Here is an 18,517-nt window from a genome sequence, read left to right as displayed (position 1 = left end):
TCCGACTAGTAGTTGCCGAAAGTTGCAAGTTGTGTAAACAGGTTTGTGGTGTAGGTTGTTAAAACGGTCAACATCCACGGTCCGAGAAACAACATTACGGCAATAACCGCTAGAATTTTGGGAATAAACGATAAGGTTTGCTCCTGAATCTGGGTCATCGCTTGAAAGATACTGACCAAGAGTCCCACCAACAAACTCACCAGTAAGATCGGTCCACCCACGAGCATCGCGGTGCCTAGAGCTTCTTTAGCAAGATATAAAACTTCACCCTGGCTCATCAGCAAAACCTCCCCAAATAAGAATCATCCTAAAATTCTGTTGCAATTACTTAGTGAACCTTCATAGAGGAGCAGCGTTAAGCGAATGCAGTCTACGGAACGTTAAGTCGCGCCCTTTGTTAACTTTAAGTACTACTACTCTGAAAATCTTAAACGACCACCCATAAGCGTAGCTTATCGCACAGAAGTGAACGATTTGCGCGGAGGGGCGTTCAGGCGATCGACGCTTTGGAGGGTTGGCGGCGCCACTGGTTCACTTCAGGTATTACCCTGAGGTTTGGCAGAGCCCCCTCGAAAGCAAGAATGCCAGCCCTGTAGCGGTAAGTGAACGGATGTGCGATAAGCTACATATTTAATGGAAACTCGTAACAAGCGACTGCACGACAAGATGCCAGCCATCAACCAAAACAAAAAGCAAAAGTTTAAAGGGTAGAGAGATCATCATTGGCGGCAGCATCATCATCCCCATGGACATCAGCGTACTGGATACAATCATATCGATAACCATAAAAGGGATAAAGATGGCAAAACCCATTTGAAAAGCGGTTTTCAATTCGCTAATAATAAAAGAAGGAATGAGGACATAGGTAGGGATGTCATGGTAGGTCTTAGGCCGCTCCATTTTAGCCATGCCCACAAACAACTCGAGATCTTTTTCACGGGTCTGTTTAAACATAAAGGTTCGCAAGGGTTCCTCTGCCTTCTGCAGGGCTTCCGTCTGGGTAATCTTGTTATTCATATAGGGTTGCAAAGCCTGAGCATTGATGTCATTCCAAGTCGGCTCCATGACAAAAAAGGTGAGAAATAGTGCTAACCCGATCAGTACCTGGTTTGGGGGCAATTGTTGTGTACCTAAGGCATTACGCACAAAGGACAAAACCACGATAATCCGGGTAAAGGAAGTCATGAGCACCAAAATCGCCGGAGCTATCGAAAGCACGGTTAAGAGTAAAAGAATTTGCAGCGAAGAACTCGTTTGCTGGGCACCATTATTCCCTAAATCCAGCGTTAATACCGCTGCCAGAACTGGGCTCGCCTGCTGCAAAATTCCTAATCCGAGAACACCCCATCCAAACGCAAATTTCAGTAACCTACTCTTCATTTTTGATTTCTTTAGAATGGAGTCCGGCTTTTGGTCGTTCGAACGTTTCGCACTGAAAAAGGAACTCATTTTTCTACCTCCTTTATCAGGCGTTCGAGTTCGCTGGAGAAGGAATCCTTTCCCGTACGTTTCTTTCCGCTAAAAAGCCTTTGGCATAGCTTACCGAGTGTCCCTTCAGCTCGTTCCATAGGACGATTCGCTAGTTCATCAAGAATTTCTGCAGCCAACTCTGGATCCTCAATCTCCGTAAGTTTCACCAAATGATGATCAGACCCACCGAGGACCTGTAACTTGCCGGCAATCTCGACCAGATAAAGAGACTGCTGACCTGATAGAATTTGTCGATCCAAAACCCTAGCCCATGGTGCATTCATCCCTCGCAATGCAGAGCGATTCAAACGTCGGATCAGTCCTAAGGCGATAATCAAGATAATTATAAAGATGAGCACCGTTGCCACAAATCCCCCCCAGGAAAAACTGGTGGCCTGAGCCGTTACTGCCTCACTGGGAGCCCATAACTGCTTTTCAATATCTGACATACTCTATTTCAGCGCCTTCGATACTGCCTCAATCACGCGATCCGATTGAAACGGCTTCACGATGAAATCCTTCGCACCCGATTGAATGGCATCAATAACCATTGCTTGTTGACCCATGGCACTACACATGATAATTCTTGATTCAGGGGCACGTTTGCGAATTTCCCGAACGGCCTGCAGCCCATCCATCTCGGGCATCGTGATATCCATAATTACGAGATCAGGAATTAACTCCATATACTTATCCACTGCAATTGCGCCGTTTTCAGCTTCACCAACGACGTTATAGCCGTTTTTCGTCAATATGTCCTTCACCATCATTCTCATAAACGCAGCATCATCAACAATCAATATATTTGCACTCACTGGTGTTCCTCCTCATCGCCTTCGGCGTAATATTCTAAGCATTTCCCCGTCTTATTGGATAGTGGTCATCCGCTCACTCGGCAGAACGATATCCGTAATCCGGATGCCAAACGTTTCGTTAATAACGACAACTTCGCACTTAGCTACTAATTTGCCATTAACAATCATATCGACAGGTTCTCCAGCCAGCCGATCCAGTTCAATGACCGAACCAGGACCTAATTCCAAAATCTCTTTAATCGTCTTTTTCGCTTTACCGAGCTCGACACTGACTTGAAGGGGAACATCGAGAATCAAACCGAGATTATCCTGGTTAACCTTAAGATTCGTCGGACGTAGTGGCGCAAATTGGGCCGGCTGAACTGAAGTAGGCGGATAATTCGGCTGAGGCTGGGCATAACCGGAGGAACTCGTCTGATTCTGTTGAGGTGGTGGGTTCAGGGGAATAGCACTCTGCGCCCTTGGTTGAGGTTGAACCGGGGCAGTCACTTGAGGTACAGGTGAATCCATCGACCCCAATAGTTTGGCAACCATTCCTTTGGCGACGTCGATCGGGATCACTTGGATCAGGATACTATCAATGACATCTTCAACAACCATTCGAAAAGAAATTCTGATCAAGGGTTCACCCGGCGCAAAAAACTCGTGAGCCCCACCCTCAACCGACCCAAAATCATTGAGTACCAGCTGGGGAGGAGTAATATCCACCATGGATTTAAACATCGTGGACATTGAGGTCGCCGCCGAGCCCATCATTTGATTCATGGCTTCCGATATTCCACTGATCTGAAGCTCGGAGAGCTCAGGTGAAGGGTTTTTACCATCTCCACCCATCATCAAATCAACGATAACCGAGGCATCCCGTTGGGACAGGATGAGGAAGTTTGAGCCTTCAATCCCGGCTTTATATTTGACATCCACAATCACCGACGGAATCGGGTAATCTTTGCGAACTTGTTCGGCGTCGGTGACGTCAACCTTAGGCGTCGTGATATCTACTTTTTTACCTAAAAGCTGGGAGAGAGTCGTCGCTGCAGTTCCCATGGAGATATTCGCAATCTCGCCAATGGCATCCTTTTCCATATCATTAAACTCTGCAGCCGGTTCCACTGCAGGAGGCTCTGGTGTGTTCGTTCCGCGGAGCAAGGCATCTATTTCTTCTTGGGAAAGCATCCCGTTACCCATCTTGTTCCCCTCCTTCTTCATCGACAGTTTCAGTTAATTGAACAGCAAAATGTTCCCCGCTTAAGCCAGGAACCCCACGAAACTTCTTAAAGTCCCCAACATAAATCGAGAGGGCGTTTTCTACCCCTTGCTGAAGAGGAATCACATCTCCTGGCGCAAGTTCTAAGAGGTCTCTCACTGAAATTTCAGTCTGTCCGAGCAGTGTGGTCATATCTATTTTCGCCCATTCAATTTTTTTGCGAATCGCTCTAACCTGTTCTGGACTTCTGACCTTGGATTGGGTCGCAAACAGGAAAAAGGTGCTCAGTTTCTCCAAGATAGGTTCAATGACCAAATACGGTAAACAAAAATTGATCATCCCCATCGTTTCGCCCACTTTTACTTCAAGCGTGATCAGAACTACCATCTCATTTGGCGCCACGATTTGCGTAAAAGAAGGATTTGTCTCCAAGGCTATCAATTTAGGCTTGAGCTCAGCGACGTCAGACCAAGGTTCTTCAAGGAGCTCGATCATTTGACCCAGCCTATGCTCGATAATCGTACTCTCGATCTCTGTTAAGTCTCGGTTCTTTTCGGATGTAGTCCCCAATCCACCTAAGAGCAAATCGATAATCACGAAAGCCAACCCTGGACTCATCTCCATAAGTAAGGTTCCCTCGAGTGGCTCAAAAGCAAAAATCCCGAGAATCGTTGGGTTAGGTAAAGAGCGGATAAATTCATCATACGTAATCTGTTCAATCGAAAGCACCTTGGTCTCAAGCACCGAATGCAAGTGCCCTGATAGGTAGGTTGTCAGCGCTCGGCAATAGTTCTCATAGATATTCTGGAGAGAGTGAATCTGATCTTTGGAGAACTTATTCGGCCGTTTAAAATCATAAGTACGGACTTTCTTTTGGATTTTGGTGGTTTTAATTTCTTCCGCATCCACCTCCCCTTCGGAAAGCGCGCTGAGAAGCGCATCAATTTCCGCCTGGGATAGAACGTCTCCCATAAGATCCCCCCTCTCAACCGTTTTTCAAGATAATTTAGTTACTGATAAATAAAGGTAAGGAAGAGTACGTCCTGAACTTTGTTGCCGGTCACTTCATTCAACTGGGCAATCAGCTCTTTTTTTAACTTATCCCGATTCTGGGGCTGCATATCTGCAAGAGACTTGCTCGACAACATGGTATTGATTCGATCTTTGATAAAGTCAATCTTCGCTTTAATCTCGACATCGGATTTCTTATCTGTTCCTTCGACTGCGATCTGAGTTTTTAGGAAGGATCCACCTTGTAAATTGACCGTGAACTCCGCAATTTCAACCACGGGCCCATCCTGGGTTACAATTTGTGTGGTCGTTGCTGGTTTCGGAAGGAGAAAAGACTGAACGCCAATCGTTCCACCGACACCAATTACAACCCCTAAGATAGCTGTAATAATCACCGTAACTACACTTTTCCGACTCATTCCTTCGACTCCTCTACATCTGAATACAGGGGATGGCACCGCTGATGATAATTGGTGATTCTGGGAATCAGCACGTCCATACGCTCAGAGACGACATATTTATTTCCACCCGTCAAGGTAATTACCGTGTCCGGGGTTTCTTCCATCGTTTCAATCAGGTCACAATTCAAAACAAATGCCTTACCATTAAGGCGAGTCACATAAATCATAATGATTTCCATCCTCTTCTTCATAGTCCTTTTGTTCCTGTTGGCGGATAAAAATGACCTGACCGGCTTCATCTAAAATGTTCTGTTCGCGCCGTTGTTCCTTTAACCAAAAAGCCGCTTCTTGTTTTTCTTTGAGCTTTCTTAGTTTTTCCTGTTCCTGATGTGCTGTTCTGACACATAAGCGCTGCTCTTCCACGACTTTTTCCTGTACTGCTAATTCCTGCTGCAGTTCCCTGAACTGCTTATGTAAACTGACAGCATACACTTGCCAGCTTCCTAATTTCTCGGGCTCCCGAATCCCCGCTTCTTTCTGACCTTTTAAAGCACCTTGCCACTGTTTTTCTTTATCAATACAGGCTGCTTGCAAGTGGTAAAAGATATTCAGTTCTTCAGCCAAACGTCGACGCTCATTTTCCAACTCCTGCTCAGCCAAGCGCAACGCTGCTTCCAGCCGAAACTTAAATCGTGGCATCTTTTAAGCATCCTCTCATTTGCTCTAACATTTCGTCAAAACTTACTTTTTCGTTTACATCTTGGCGAAGAAAGGAACGAATTCCCTCCATATGAACAATTGATTCATCAATTCGCGAATTGCTCCCGAAGACATAGGCTCCAATATCAATCAAATCCTTCGCATCTTGATAAATTGCCTGATACTCACGGAGCATCCCGGCCATTTCCTTATGCTCGGGAGTCACAATGTCAGGCATCACCCGACTCACGGATTGCAAGATGTCAATCGCCGGATAATTGTTCTGACTCGCTAAATCCCGAGTGAGCACAATATGTCCGTCGAGGATTCCCCGGACTGCGTCGGCAATCGGTTCATTATGATCATCACCATCCACCAAAACCGTATAAATTCCGGTAATACTCCCCTGCTGAGACATTCCTGACCGTTCAAGCAACTTGGGTAGGAGAGCGAAAACTGAAGGCGGATAACCCCGAGTCGCTGGCGGTTCTCCAGCCGTTAACCCCACTTCCCGCTGAGCCATCGCAAAACGGGTCACTGAGTCCATCATCAGGAGAACATTCTTGCCAAGATCCCGAAAATACTCGGCAATTGCGGTTGCCGAGTAAGCAGCTTTTAAGCGCACTAAGGCGGGTTGATCGGAAGTCGCAACGACTAAAACAGAACGCTGCATTCCCTCCGGTCCGAGGTCCTTCTCAATGAAATCCCTCAGTTCTCGGCCCCGTTCGCCCACGAGAGCAATGACATTGACATCGGCCGTGGTGTTCCGAGCCATCATTCCCAGGAGCGTGCTTTTACCAACTCCCGAACCGGAAAAGATGCCGATCCGTTGCCCTCGCCCTACCGTGAGCATCCCATCCACTGCCCGCACGCCAACACTCAGCGGGTCACGGATCCGTGGGCGCAAAAAAGCATTGGGCGGAGAATTTTGCAGTGGATATTCTCCATCTTCACAGTTCAGAGGACGCCCATCCAACGGATGTCCCAGGCCGTCCAGAACACGACCTAATAAATTCGGCCCCACCCCTACCATGAGCTTGTGCTGCTGCGGTACCACCCTGTCTCCTGGAGCGATCCCCTCTAGCTCAGCCAAAGGCATGAGCAGGGTCGTAGAATTACGGAAGCCCACGACCTCGGCGGGAATCTTGTTCCCCTCGCGCGTGATAATTTTGCAGTATGCACCAACGCTCACCCGCGGACCAGCGGATTCAATCATTAAACCGATGATCTTCGCGACCCGCCCTTGCGGGATAACGGGTTCCATATTTTGTACTTTATCGGCCAGCCTGTCCCAATTTCTCATGTCTTAATTCCTCTCTCAGGAGTTGCTCTAAATGAGACAATTGAACGTCTAAACGCGCATCGAAAATTCCCTGATCACATTCTAAAAAGCTGTCCCCCGGCTGTAGATTGTCATCTGCGACATAGATGAGATTAAGTTGAGTCTCGGTAGCACTTTCCTTAAGCCAGACGAAGTTTTCGGGTGAAACGTGTAATCGCCAATGCTCACGCTCCTGCGGAAACAACGTAAGAGCTTGGATCTGACGTAAAATTAGCTCTGGTTCAATATCTAGACTGGCACGAATCACCTGTTCGGCGATCTTCAAACTCAGATGAAGGAGCTCACTATCCACTTTATTGAACTCTTCTTGAGCTGCATTTTGCACACACTGAAGGAGAGCCTGGGCTTGCTGTAATTTCCCTTCAACTTCGTGTTCGCCCTGAGCTTTTCCCTCGGCATGTCCTTCGGCCTGCCCCTGAATAAATCCTTTTTCATACCCTTCAGACTGAGCTTTTGCCGCAACTTCCTCGCCAAGCCTCTGCTTCATTTCGGCCGCTTCAACTTCGGCCTGCCTCTGGATTTGTTCAGCCTCAGCTCGCGCTTTGGCTAGAATATCTTCGGCCTGAGCCTGTTCGAGCATTTCCGAAGCTTCCGCTTGCAAACCAGTCACTCGGTTTTCTTGAGAATCTTCTTCCCTGACATCGCGGACAACTGTTAGATGATTGCCCAGAAATTGAAACTTCTCGGTATTGTGTTCCACTAACCGTGGGATTGAGACTGCAACCGCCTGGCTTTTCACGACACGTGAGCTAATAAATGAGTTCATCGCCGCCACCCCTCGAAATCACAATTGCGCCACTTTCTTCAAGTCGCCTAATGACCTTAACAATTCGTTGTTGAGCTTCTTCAACATCCCTCAACCGAACCGGCCCCATGAATTCGATATCTTCTTTGAGCATCTGGGAAGCCCGGGCGGACATATTAGACATGATCTTCTCGCCTACTTCCGGATTCGAACCTTTGATCGCCAAAGCCAAATCTTTCGAATCCACTTCCCTGAGCACCAGCTGAATTCCTCGATCATCTAAGATGACAATATCTTCAAAGACAAACATTTGACGTTTGACTTGTTCGGCGAGTTCCGGATCGTCCACTTCCAAGGCGTCCATTACGACTTTAAGCGTACCTGGATCGCTGCGGTTCAGAATATCTACTACATTCTGAATCCCGCCAGAGGAAGTATAATCGGTAGGCGCAAGGCTCGAGATCTTGCGTTCCAGGATCTTTTCGATTTCCTTGAGCACATCCGGGCTTGTCCTTCCCATCAAAGCTATCCGCCGCGTGATATCGGCCTGCTTCTCATGGGGGAGACTGGAAAGAAGGGTTGCCGCTTTGTCTGCCGGAAGATGGGTCATAATCAAAGCGATCGTCTGTGGATGTTCTCCTTGAATAAAGGAAAAAAGCTGTTTGGGATCAGTCCGGCGCACGAGATCAAAAGGACGCATTTTAAGTGAAGCAGAGAGACGGGAGAGGATATCAAAGGCCCGCTGTTCACCTAAAGCCCGCTCTAAAACATCCCGCGCATAATCAATTCCCCCCTGAGCGATATAGTCATTGGCAATACACATTTGGTGGAATTCATCCACAACGGTATCGCGTTGTTCAGAAGAGATCTTATGGACATTCGACATCTCGAGCGTTAATTGATCAATTTCCGTTTCGCTGAGATGCTGAACAATTTTTGCTGATTTATCCGGTCCGAGGGCAATCATTAGGATTGCTGCTTTCTGAATTCCATTTAAACTCTGAGCCATTCCTATTTTTCCTCCGCTAACCATGTCTTAACAAGTCGAGCCACTTCATCCGGATTATTCTCGGCGTAAGTTTCAACTGATTCCTTGATTTTCTGTTTTTCAATGTCGTCCGCAGATCTTTTTCGTTTCTGTGCGAACTTAAGTTCTGCTTCTTTCTCCGCTTGTTGTTGGGCCTGTTGTTGAGCGAGTAAGAGTTCCTCGGCAGCAGCCAACGGAACCGAGTGAAATTCTCCTCCCAAAATTAAAGCCTCTTTTTTACGTTTAGAACGCGTCCGCAAGACCAAGAAAATGAAGAATAGGGTAAGCAAACCACCTATCCCCAGCTCAACATATCTTAAATTCTGTTGATTACGAGCAGCTGCATCTCTTTGCTGCTGTTCTTGTTGTAATCCCGTTTTATCAAAGGGTAAAGCAGCAACCTGAATCTGGTCTCCGCGTGGGATATTAATCCCGCCGGCAGAAGCCACAACCGACTGGATTTGGGCCAGTTGGGCTGCGTTAACAACATCCGAATCAGCTAATACAGAGACAGATAAGCGTTTAACCGCACCCGGCGCCACAACACGCTGCTCTTGGGACGTATCCACTTGATAGTTTTTCGTCGTATTTGTTTTCTGCGAAGTTGAGTTCGTACCATTGGCAATTGGAGTCTGATAACCCGGAACATTCGTAATCGTCCCAGGCACCGTTCCCGGAGCCGTGCCATTTGTCGAACTATCCGTGCTGTTCTGTTCGCTAACAACAGCGCCTGGTCCATTTTTCGTAGAATTGACCGAAACTTGATCAAAATCAAGCACAGCATTCGTTCTCACGACTGTTTTTCCCGCCCCAAAAACCTGATCTAACATGCTTTGGATAGACTTCTGAAGGTCTCCTTCCACTTGTTGTTGAAGCTGGAGCTGAGTTACGGTTAGTTTTTTGGGATCCGATTTTGAACCTAGGACATCTGAAAGCGTATTTCCGCTGGTATCGACAATCGTCACATTTTCCGTCTTCAGTCCTTCGACAGATCCAGCTAAAAGATTAGCAATACCATTGACCTGTTCATCGGCCAGCTTCTTACCCGGAGCTAAATTCAAGGTGACTGCAGCTGTCGCTGGCTTTTCTTTGTCCACAAAAAGAGAGGGGTCTGGCATAACGATATGAACTCTCGCATCTTGTACTCCGGCCAAGGTTTTCAGGGTCGTTTCCAACTCGTTCTGTAATCCGAGAACATAACGAAGTTTGCGATCAGCATCCGTTTCCCCGAGACGGACTTGGTTCAGGCTATCAAAGCTGAATTTACTTCCTTGTGGAAGACCGGCATTGGCCAGTTGCAGGCGAACATCAGCGGCTTGAGTTTTCGGTACCATAATTGTCGAACCGTTAGCCGCCAATTGATAATTCACTTTGAGGTCTTTCAACTTTGTGGTAATTGCCCCAGCGTCAGTGTCGCTCATATTCGAGAAAAGGGCGACATATTGTGGCCGACCTGCCCAAAAAATCAAAGAAAATAAGGCTACCGCTACTAAAAGAGGAGCGATAACGGTAATTATTTTTTGTGGACGGGATATTTTGCCCCAGAACTCACGAATTGACTGTTGAATTCCAGCCCACGAAAAATTCATCAAATGCTCCTCCTTTCTTAACCGTTATTACGCTCAGTCTGGAATAAATTGCCGGGTTTTAGCACCCTCTTATTCCGATCTAATGACGTATTAATAAATAGTAATAAAGTTATAAGATTACATCTGCATCCGCATGATTTCTGAGTAAGCATCTAAGACCTTATTTCGAACTTGAACGGTCATGTCTAAAGAAAGATTCGCTTTTTGCAAAGCGATCATAACGGTATGGACATCTTGGATCTGACCTGTTGCCAGCCCTAGACTTGCCGTATCCGCATTTTTTTGCAAAGCGTCCACTTGATTTAAAGCATTCGTTAAAAACTGACCAAAATCTGAACCCGTTTTAGCTGCTCCGTTCCCTGCTCCACTCAAAGGATTGTTTTGAATGTTCTGAGCGCTATTTATCGAATTTAACGGAATGATCGGTGGAATTGGATTGATCGCCATTTAAATTACCCCCTTCCGATTTCCAACGCTTTCGTCATCATCGCTTTTGACGCATTCATAGCGGTAACATTTGCTTCATACGCGCGCGAAGCGGAAATCATATCGACCATCTCAGTTACGATATTGACATTGGGCATTCGCACATAACCCACAGGTAGTCCTGGTTCAGCAACCTTCGCTGCATCAGGTGAATCCGGATTATATTCCACCCGGAAGGGGGCCGGATCTTGAGTTACAGCTGCAACCTCGACCCCATTACCCGCCGGATTTCCCTGCCAAACCTGATTCAAAACGGTAGGAAAAGACGTTTCTGGCTCGCGAGGAACAAAAACAGCGACCTGTCGTTGATAAGGAATAGGATTTCCTGCGGCCGTCGCCTGCGCGGTTCGGGTGGTATTAATATTAGCTACATTATTAGAGATCAAATCCAGGCGCAAGCGTTGTGCGGTTAACCCCGAGGCGCTCGTATCAATTGCGCTAAAAAGTCCCATATCTCTACTCCTTTCTTTGAACACATTCCACGATAACATGCCCGATTTCACCGAGCGGCACGACTCGATCAGCCAGACCCGCATCAACAATCGAACGAGGCATTCCATAAACAACACACGTTTCTTCTGCTTCAGCAATGGCGAACCCTTCAAGAGCCTTAATTTCACGCATCCCTTTAAGCCCATCGTTGCCCATGCCTGTCATAACCACCCCTAAGGCTCGTTTACCCACTTCTTTGGCTAGGGATAGAAACATAACATCGACTGAGGGATGATAGAGTGTACTTATTGGGCTTTCATCCCCAATCTGCAGCAGGAGCTGACCAGTTCGGCGCACAACTTGGATTTGTTTACCCGCTGGGGCTACATAGACCGTACCGGCTTTTAAAGGTTCACCATTGATCCCCTCACGCACATTCAACGCACAGAGTCCGTTCAATCGTTGTGCTAAGGGGCCAGTAAATCCAGGTGGCATATGTTGAGCAACTATCACGGGGACTGGAAAATTCGCAGGTAATTGAGGAAGAACTGTTTGCAAGGCTGAGGGTCCTCCAGTCGAGGTTCCGATCGCGACGATCTCGACTGGATGTTTGGGATAACTGAGCGATCTATTGCTTGCCCCGGCTCTGCTTGGTTGGGATTGCGTACGGTTCAAATTATTTACTGCTGAGCTTTGGGCAAAAGTTGGCGGACTATTTTTTAGAGTAGTTCGGACAGGTGTTCGTTTTTTACCAAGTCGGGTTGGATCAACATGGGCTGCTCCTTTAACTTTCTCGATTAGATCCTGAGCGAGAACCTGGAGATCGTCACCTGGCTTGCCTGAGGGTTTCGCGACTATATCAAATGCGCCGTATTCCAATGCTTTAATGGTTGCCTGAGTTCCTTCAGTCGTCACCGAGCTCAAAATGATCACCGGCGTAGGCTGCCAACGCATGATTTCATCTAAGGCCTGCAAACCATTCATGACCGGCATCTCGACATCCATGGTGATGACCTGAGGATGTAACGTTTGGAGTTTTTCAATTCCCTCTCGCCCATCCCGGGCAGTATCAAGTACCTTGATCTCAGGATCCTGATTTAAAATCTTTTGCAGAGTTATGCGCATAAACGGAGAATCATCAACAATCAAAACCGTAATTAGCTCTTTAGTTGCCGGATTCATGATCCATCTCTCCACCCATAATATGCTCAAGATCAAGCAGAATCAGCAGCCGTTCACCAATCTTGCCTACGCCCCGAATATAATGGGAATCTATACCTAGGGCTATTGGCGGCGGTGGCTCAATCGCATCGGTGTCTAGTCGAAGGACTTCAGTTACGGCATCGACGCGGATTCCAAAAACCCTATTTGCAACTTCTAAAACAATGATACGGCTAAAATCAGTTTCTTCAGCAGAATCCATACCAAATCGATTTCTTAGAGAAACAACGGGAATAACATTGCCCCGAAGGTTAATCACTCCTTCGATAAAGCTTGGAGCCTTTGGCACCCGTGTAATAGGAGGAATTCGGATGATCTCTTGAACGAGCATGATATCGACCCCGAATTCTTCGGATCCGAGACCAAAGGTAACGAGTTGTTCTTCTGGCATAGGTACGCCCTCCTCTTCACTTCTGTATAAAGTCTGTCTAATTTTCATTTCGGGTCGAAAGCTTTTGGTCAATCCGTTCGCTCCTACGACTCCATGCCTGCTCATTGGGCTCTTTGCGAGCGTTGCCAAACCCTTCTGCTTTCTGCATGTAAACCATGGGCACGCTCAGCTACAGAGCCGTCATTCGCTTGACGGCACTCCGTCGAAAGTCGCTCACTGCTTGCCCAAAAGCTTTTCTTCGATGTTTTTCTTTCTGTTTACTTTTGGGTTACTGTTTGATCTAGTGAGCCTTATCAGTAGTGGTTTCAGTTCATATGTTTTAGATTAGCCTTTCCTCGTTACGAGGATGTCTTGGAGGAGGCTTCCTATATCTAAGATTAAAGTAACTTTTCCATCCCCGAGGATGGTTGCTCCGGCGATGCCAGGGAGGTTATTTAACATTTCGCCTAAAGATTTAATAACAATTTCTTGCTGACCGCGGAGGCCATCGACAATTAGACCTAGTGTTTTATCGCCAAGGCCAACGACTACGACAAAGACTTCATCGCTTGGCGTCTCCGGTGCAGGTAGTTCGAATTTTTTCTGCAAGCTAATAAGAGGTAACGTGTTACCTCGCAGTTGTACCATAGGTAAGTTGCCTACGGTTTTTATATCTTTACGATCAACAAGCAGAGTTTCTAATACAGAGGAGAGCGGGACGGCATAAACTTCCGTTCCGACTTCAACTAAGAGAGCTTGAATAATCGCCAAAGTCAAAGGCAAACGGATCGTGAAGGTCGTTCCATAGCCTTTACGGGTATCGGTATCGATTACACCGCCTAAGTTATTTAAGGCCTTTTTCACAACATCCATGCCGACCCCACGACCAGAAATATCTGTCACCGTATCCGCTGTACTAAAGCCTGGGAGGAAAATAAGATTAGCGATCTCGCGGTCTGCTAGCTCCTCTTGGGCACTAATCAGTCCTCTTTCAATCGCCTTTTGACGAATTTTCGGGATATCTAAACCGCCACCGTCATCCGCGACTAGGATTGCAATATGGTTTCCATCATGGTATGCATCCAAAGTAATTTGACCGACTTCTGGTTTTCCCGCGGCCAATCGCTCAGCCGGATGTTCGATCCCATGATCGACGGAATTCCTAATTAAGTGCATCAAGGGATCGCCAATAACTTCAACCACGGTTTTGTCCAGCTCAGTATCTTCCCCTTTAAGAACAAGCTCGATTTCCTTGCTGGTTTTACGTGACAAATCCCGTACAAGACGTGGAAAGCGGCTGAAAACGGTTCCAATGGGAACCATCCGCAGACGCATCGCGCTTTCTTGCAGGTCATTCATTAAACGACCGAGATAAACGGTCGTTTCATTCAAATTATTGACTAAGGCATCCATTTTATATTGTTCTTTCAGGTCGAGGCCAATTTGAACCATTCGCGTCCGGGTAATAACCATCTCACCTACGAGGTTGATAAGATTATCCATCCGAACCGTATCCACACGAATTGTATGTACTTGGTGGTTATTTCCCTCTCCTGCGGGTACAGTGGTGGAAGTAACTGCTTTGACAATGGGTTGATTTTTTGCCTCAGTTTGAGCAGATTCTGCTATTAAGGCTACTGCTGTTTGGGTCGCGGCAACTTCCTCTTTTGCTTGCTGAACTTGCGTAGACTGTTCTGTCTGTTGCGGTTGAGCTTCTTCACCTTCCAGAGCAGGGTAAACGTTCAACGTAGCCTCGTCAATTTCGGAAACCTCCAGGATTTCCGAGCAGATTTCTTCTTGAGGATCATCAGATAAAGTAAGAATGGAAAACCCCTCATACGAGCCGTTTTCCAAATCCTCGACACTGGGGAGAACCTTCAGCACAGTTCCCATATTCTGCACCTTTTGGACAACCATAACGGCACGGACTGCTTTCATCAGCGTATTCGGAGCAAATTTTACGTCAAGCTGATAAACGCTATGTCCCAGAGTTCGCGCATCGATAATTTCATTTTTCTCTTCTACTGATAACGAGAAATCTAGGGCCATGAAATTCTTGCTCGTTTCTTCACTAACCTTATCAATCACGCCTGAAGGAACAGCCCTACCCTCTCCGTTAATTAGAGCCTTCATCTCATTGACTATATCCTGAAAGTCGATACTAATCTCTTCATGATGTTCAACCTGAGCAAGCATCGCTTTGACCCGATCTGTCATTGTCAGCAATACATCGATCAAATCCATGGAGACTTCTATTTTCCCTTGGCGCAGCCGATCCAGCAAATCCTCTGCCGAATGAGTCAAGGCAACAATGGAGGTATACCCCATCGTCCCGGCAGCACCTTTTAAGCTATGCGCAGATCGGAACAAGTCATTAATCAGGGCAGAATTATTTCCCTCTTTCTCTAATTGCAAAAGACCCGCGCCTAATTTTTCAATCTGTTCTTGAGAATCCAAGAGATAAATCTCTAGAAATTCCCCTAGATCTACGCCTAAATTTTGTTTGTCATCGTCACTCATGTCTATGTCCCACCCCTATCTTTTCACATACCCAAATAACGCCAATAGTACCATAGTTTATATCTTTTTAAGCAAAAAATAAAAAAGAACGCTAATAGCCAAATTTAAACTGTTATTATGTAAAATTTTTATGAAATAGGATGAAATTTTTCATATCACTCGTTCTGTAATTCGCCATCATTTCTCTAATTCCTCTAAAAATTGTTATTTTATGAAGTCGTTCATCAATATATATAGCAACGCTTTATCTTAGCATTTATTTACAAGAAGTGTAAATATCTATATTCGACTTTTTCTAGGGCTTTCGTCTGGCTAAGAGGTAGGACTTTTGGGCAAAAAAATTACATCACCCTTATTTAGGGTGATGCACTAGAAATTGGTTATAGTTTGCCAGCCATAGCTAAAGCCTCAAAGATTGTAATTTGCAATTCCTAATCTTTCTCTTAAATTTTCAAATGACTTTTACTATATCGTAGCGTATGGATTTATTTGGTCTTATACAAATCCTTGGAGAAAGAAGATTGAACCACTCTGGGCTTAAACTCGTTAAAGCCGATTTTGAACTACTTTGTTTTTCAGCGAATAATTTTTTTCATTTACTTGGTCGATTTTGTCAATGATTTTTGACGCTGTTCTAGAATTTCATTCTATAATCTGGGTTCGTTATCTAGCAACTTTGATTCAAGTTGAAGGGTTATTAGGAGCATTTCCTCGATATAAGTTAGGTTTTACTAAGTTTCGCACAAGCTCTATACACTGGTTACTTATGTTCATATCCATTGCTTAGTCCTTTATTTTTTTAGAAGAGAAGCGTCACAATGGATTACAGAAACTTGAGCGATTACATGAATCCTAGTATTTAATTGAGAATTTAATACAACCAACGTTTATGATTGTCGGAATCCGCGAAATGTTACATCGTGTCCATAATATAAACGGCGCGCTACTTCTAAATTTTTGTCTAATTGATGTTTGAAGTAATGACTAATTAATCTTTCATTTGCATTATACAGAGCATGGTGAAACTCTTCATCACTTAGGCTTGTAAAATTTACAGATAGTAAATCCGAATTAGTGTGTTTATTCTCGTAGAAATCTTTGCAGTCTTTTAGCAGTCCTTTTTCAATTGCATAGTAATATAGCGGTGACCCTGGATAAGGCGTTACAGGTCTTATTGTACGCATTTGAGAATGGTCGTCATATTTGAGCAAAAACTCAACTCCTAAGCGAAGCGATTCCTCATTTTCTCCTATATTGCCAAATATAATATTATATCCTGGACTAATACCTGCCGCTAAAGTATTTTCAATCCCTGAAACAATTTGTTTAACAGTTAGTGCTTTGTTCATCACTTTTAGAGCCTTCTCATCCATTGATTCGATTCCATAATTAATGAAAACACAACCAGCTTCCTTCATAAGCTTAAGAACATCTAACTTAGCATAATTCAATCTTCCATTACAATCCCATTTAAATTTTAGACCGCTCTTAATGAAAGCTTCACAGAGTTCTATTGTCCTTTGTGTAGAATTCATCAGAAGTTCATCAGAAAATGCTATATAAGAAATACCATAATTCTTTTGTAGAATTCCGATTTCTTCAATTATGCTATCAGCCGAACGGCCCCGAAATCCTTTATCCATTCGATAACAAAAATTGCATTTAAAAGTGCATCCACGTCCTGACAGAACAGGCATACATCTTTCACTATTCTTAATATGAGGCAATCGTAATAAGGCATAGTGATCAATAGGAAACAGATCCCAGGCCGGGAATGGTATTTTATCTATATCTTCTATTAAATCACGTTCATGGGTCTTTACAAAGTTTTCATTTTCATAAAATGCAATTCCATTTACAGATGAAAACTTTCGTTTTCCTTGGACAGCATCAAGTAGCTCAAGGATTGTAATTTCTCCCTCCCCAATGACCACAACATCTGCTTTAGTCTTCTTTAAAAAATACTCCGGTTCTGGAGCCGGACCGTGTCCTCCTATTATATAAAAAGGACGGTTTCTAGCCTGGTTAATAGCTTCTGAAAGCTTAAGTAATTTTCTGTATTGGTAATAGCCTCCAATTGTACTTACACCGATTACATCATACTTTTCCCTATTTAGTTTGTTCACTAAGTGGGATTCTGGCCAATGATAGACATCTTGATTATAGATTTCGACTTCATGTCCGGCATTTCGACACGCTGAAGCTATATATGCTAACCCTTGAGGAAACCAAGAAATATAAGAATCATTATCATAAATAACCAATAATATACGCATATAAATATCACCCTTCTTAAGGAGTATTTCGACCACTTTAGATCGAATCTCTCAAAATCTCTCATTCTGTATTTCGTATCTCTTTTTGAATTCCTCTAAAAAATATTAGTTTTTGGTGTTAACCCAAGAATCAGTAGCAACATGAACCTATAATAGCACTTATTTAAAATAGGTTTTTAACAGTTTTTATTTTTTTTAATTGAGAGAACGTTTAATCATTTTTATCAATAAAACGAGGTGGAAGAATATAAACTTGATGATAACGTTGACGAACTCGTTTGCTATTTTCTAATTTATTAAGATTATTTAATAAATTTTCTCTATATAGATTTATCTGTTCCTCACATGTTTTGTTTAAGGTATTCATTTTCTGAAATATTGCACCTATCTCACTTACAATCTGTCTGAAGTCTTCATCATCGTCTGATGGAATTAACATATTATTTTTTTCAAAATCGACCGAATCTAATTCCTGAACATTGCGTAATTTGTTTTCAGTTTCCGTTATCATATTATTAAGATTATCTATCTTATCAAAATTATTTTGACGATCTACAAGTAGATTTTGACAAGCATCGTACTGTTCTTTATCAAGCAAATCCTTCAGTTCAATAGTTAACTCATAACTTTTTTGTACTGAATTAAGTTTTTCTTTTTGCAATTTCCGTAGTCTACTCATGTTCGAGCTTAGAACACTCAAAATTCTTCCTCCTGAATTTTAACATTAAGGATTAGTGTTGATTTCCAATAAATTAAGCCAAAAGATTACTCAAGAGTTCAAAGTACTTTCCTAAAAATACCACAATGAATTCGTCAAACAAACCTGATAACTATGTCAGGCACGTCTCTTTTCAGGCACATCAAACTCTAGCCGTTGATAGTCTTGGATTTTCGATAAAGTCGCATAAT

Annotated in this window: 20 protein-coding genes; all 20 read right to left on the bottom strand. The window is 44.3% G+C overall.

Annotated features, from left to right (window positions below; genetic code table 11):
* Window positions 1-5: 5 nt before the first annotated feature.
* The 20 genes from fliQ to VM640_RS10475 all read right to left on the bottom strand — a co-directional run bounded on the left by fliQ (window position 6) and on the right by VM640_RS10475 (window position 18,308).
* Window positions 6-278: a flagellar biosynthesis protein FliQ gene (gene fliQ, locus VM640_RS10570; RefSeq protein ID WP_325391980.1), complete on the bottom strand. Its 273-nt coding sequence runs from the start codon at window positions 276-278 to the stop codon at window positions 6-8.
* 352 nt (window positions 279-630) lie between these two features.
* On the bottom strand, window positions 631-1,380 hold the full coding sequence (gene fliP, locus VM640_RS10565; protein ID WP_325392014.1) for a flagellar type III secretion system pore protein FliP: 750 nt from the start codon (window positions 1,378-1,380) through the stop codon (window positions 631-633).
* A gap of 65 nt (window positions 1,381-1,445) precedes the next feature.
* Window positions 1,446-1,919, bottom strand: coding sequence for a flagellar biosynthetic protein FliO (locus VM640_RS10560; RefSeq protein WP_325391978.1), 474 nt, complete (start codon window positions 1,917-1,919; stop codon window positions 1,446-1,448).
* Window positions 1,920-1,922: 3 nt separating this feature from the next.
* Window positions 1,923-2,285, bottom strand: a complete 363-nt coding sequence (locus VM640_RS10555; RefSeq protein WP_325391976.1) for a response regulator — start codon at window positions 2,283-2,285, stop codon at window positions 1,923-1,925.
* A gap of 51 nt (window positions 2,286-2,336) precedes the next feature.
* Window positions 2,337-3,470, bottom strand: a complete 1,134-nt coding sequence (gene fliY, locus VM640_RS10550; RefSeq protein ID WP_325391974.1) for a flagellar motor switch phosphatase FliY — start codon at window positions 3,468-3,470, stop codon at window positions 2,337-2,339.
* Window positions 3,463-4,461, bottom strand: a complete 999-nt coding sequence (fliM, locus tag VM640_RS10545; RefSeq protein WP_325391973.1) for a flagellar motor switch protein FliM — start codon at window positions 4,459-4,461, stop codon at window positions 3,463-3,465. Before fliM ends, fliY begins: the two co-directional genes overlap by 8 nt.
* A gap of 38 nt (window positions 4,462-4,499) precedes the next feature.
* Complete coding sequence (locus tag VM640_RS10540) at window positions 4,500-4,919, bottom strand: flagellar basal body-associated FliL family protein (RefSeq protein ID WP_325391971.1); 420 nt, start codon at window positions 4,917-4,919, stop codon at window positions 4,500-4,502.
* On the bottom strand, window positions 4,916-5,128 hold the full coding sequence (locus tag VM640_RS10535; protein WP_325391969.1) for a flagellar FlbD family protein: 213 nt from the start codon (window positions 5,126-5,128) through the stop codon (window positions 4,916-4,918). The genes VM640_RS10540 and VM640_RS10535 overlap by 4 nt, the downstream gene beginning before the upstream one ends.
* Window positions 5,106-5,600: a flagellar export protein FliJ gene (locus VM640_RS10530; RefSeq protein ID WP_325391968.1), complete on the bottom strand. Its 495-nt coding sequence runs from the start codon at window positions 5,598-5,600 to the stop codon at window positions 5,106-5,108. The genes VM640_RS10535 and VM640_RS10530 overlap by 23 nt, the downstream gene beginning before the upstream one ends.
* A complete protein-coding gene (fliI, locus tag VM640_RS10525; protein ID WP_325391967.1) occupies window positions 5,587-6,903 on the bottom strand; it encodes a flagellar protein export ATPase FliI in 1,317 nt (438 codons plus the stop codon). The genes VM640_RS10530 and fliI overlap by 14 nt, the downstream gene beginning before the upstream one ends.
* Entirely contained in the window at window positions 6,875-7,708 is an 834-nt protein-coding gene (locus VM640_RS10520) for a FliH/SctL family protein (RefSeq protein WP_325391965.1), read from the bottom strand. The genes fliI and VM640_RS10520 overlap by 29 nt, the downstream gene beginning before the upstream one ends.
* Window positions 7,692-8,696, bottom strand: a complete 1,005-nt coding sequence (gene fliG, locus VM640_RS10515; RefSeq protein ID WP_325391963.1) for a flagellar motor switch protein FliG — start codon at window positions 8,694-8,696, stop codon at window positions 7,692-7,694. Before fliG ends, VM640_RS10520 begins: the two co-directional genes overlap by 17 nt.
* A 2-nt stretch (window positions 8,697-8,698) precedes the next feature.
* Complete coding sequence (gene fliF / locus VM640_RS10510; protein ID WP_325391961.1) at window positions 8,699-10,303, bottom strand: flagellar basal-body MS-ring/collar protein FliF; 1,605 nt, start codon at window positions 10,301-10,303, stop codon at window positions 8,699-8,701.
* 117 nt (window positions 10,304-10,420) lie between these two features.
* A complete protein-coding gene (fliE, locus tag VM640_RS10505; protein ID WP_325391960.1) occupies window positions 10,421-10,750 on the bottom strand; it encodes a flagellar hook-basal body complex protein FliE in 330 nt (109 codons plus the stop codon).
* 5 nt (window positions 10,751-10,755) lie between these two features.
* The gene (gene flgC / locus VM640_RS10500; RefSeq protein WP_325391958.1) at window positions 10,756-11,241 is read right to left on the bottom strand and encodes a flagellar basal body rod protein FlgC; all 486 of its coding nucleotides are present in this window, start codon (window positions 11,239-11,241) and stop codon (window positions 10,756-10,758) included.
* 4 nt (window positions 11,242-11,245) lie between these two features.
* The gene (locus VM640_RS10495) at window positions 11,246-12,403 is read right to left on the bottom strand and encodes a protein-glutamate methylesterase/protein-glutamine glutaminase (protein WP_325391956.1); all 1,158 of its coding nucleotides are present in this window, start codon (window positions 12,401-12,403) and stop codon (window positions 11,246-11,248) included.
* Window positions 12,387-12,833: a chemotaxis protein CheW gene (locus VM640_RS10490; protein WP_325391955.1), complete on the bottom strand. Its 447-nt coding sequence runs from the start codon at window positions 12,831-12,833 to the stop codon at window positions 12,387-12,389. Before VM640_RS10490 ends, VM640_RS10495 begins: the two co-directional genes overlap by 17 nt.
* Before the next feature lie 324 nt (window positions 12,834-13,157).
* On the bottom strand, window positions 13,158-15,332 hold the full coding sequence (locus VM640_RS10485) for a chemotaxis protein CheA (protein WP_325391954.1): 2,175 nt from the start codon (window positions 15,330-15,332) through the stop codon (window positions 13,158-13,160).
* Between the two features lie 887 nt (window positions 15,333-16,219).
* Entirely contained in the window at window positions 16,220-17,608 is a 1,389-nt protein-coding gene (locus VM640_RS10480) for a B12-binding domain-containing radical SAM protein (RefSeq protein WP_325391953.1), read from the bottom strand.
* 211 nt (window positions 17,609-17,819) lie between these two features.
* Window positions 17,820-18,308, bottom strand: coding sequence for a hypothetical protein (locus tag VM640_RS10475; RefSeq protein WP_325391952.1), 489 nt, complete (start codon window positions 18,306-18,308; stop codon window positions 17,820-17,822).
* Between the last annotated feature and the right edge of the window lie 209 nt (window positions 18,309-18,517).

Source organism: Desulfitobacterium sp. (assembly GCF_035539115.1).
In the GTDB taxonomy this organism is placed as follows: Bacteria; Bacillota; Desulfitobacteriia; order Desulfitobacteriales; family Desulfitobacteriaceae; genus Desulfitobacterium_A.
Note: the sequence above shows the minus strand (reverse complement) of the source record. Positions and strands in the feature narration are given on the sequence as shown.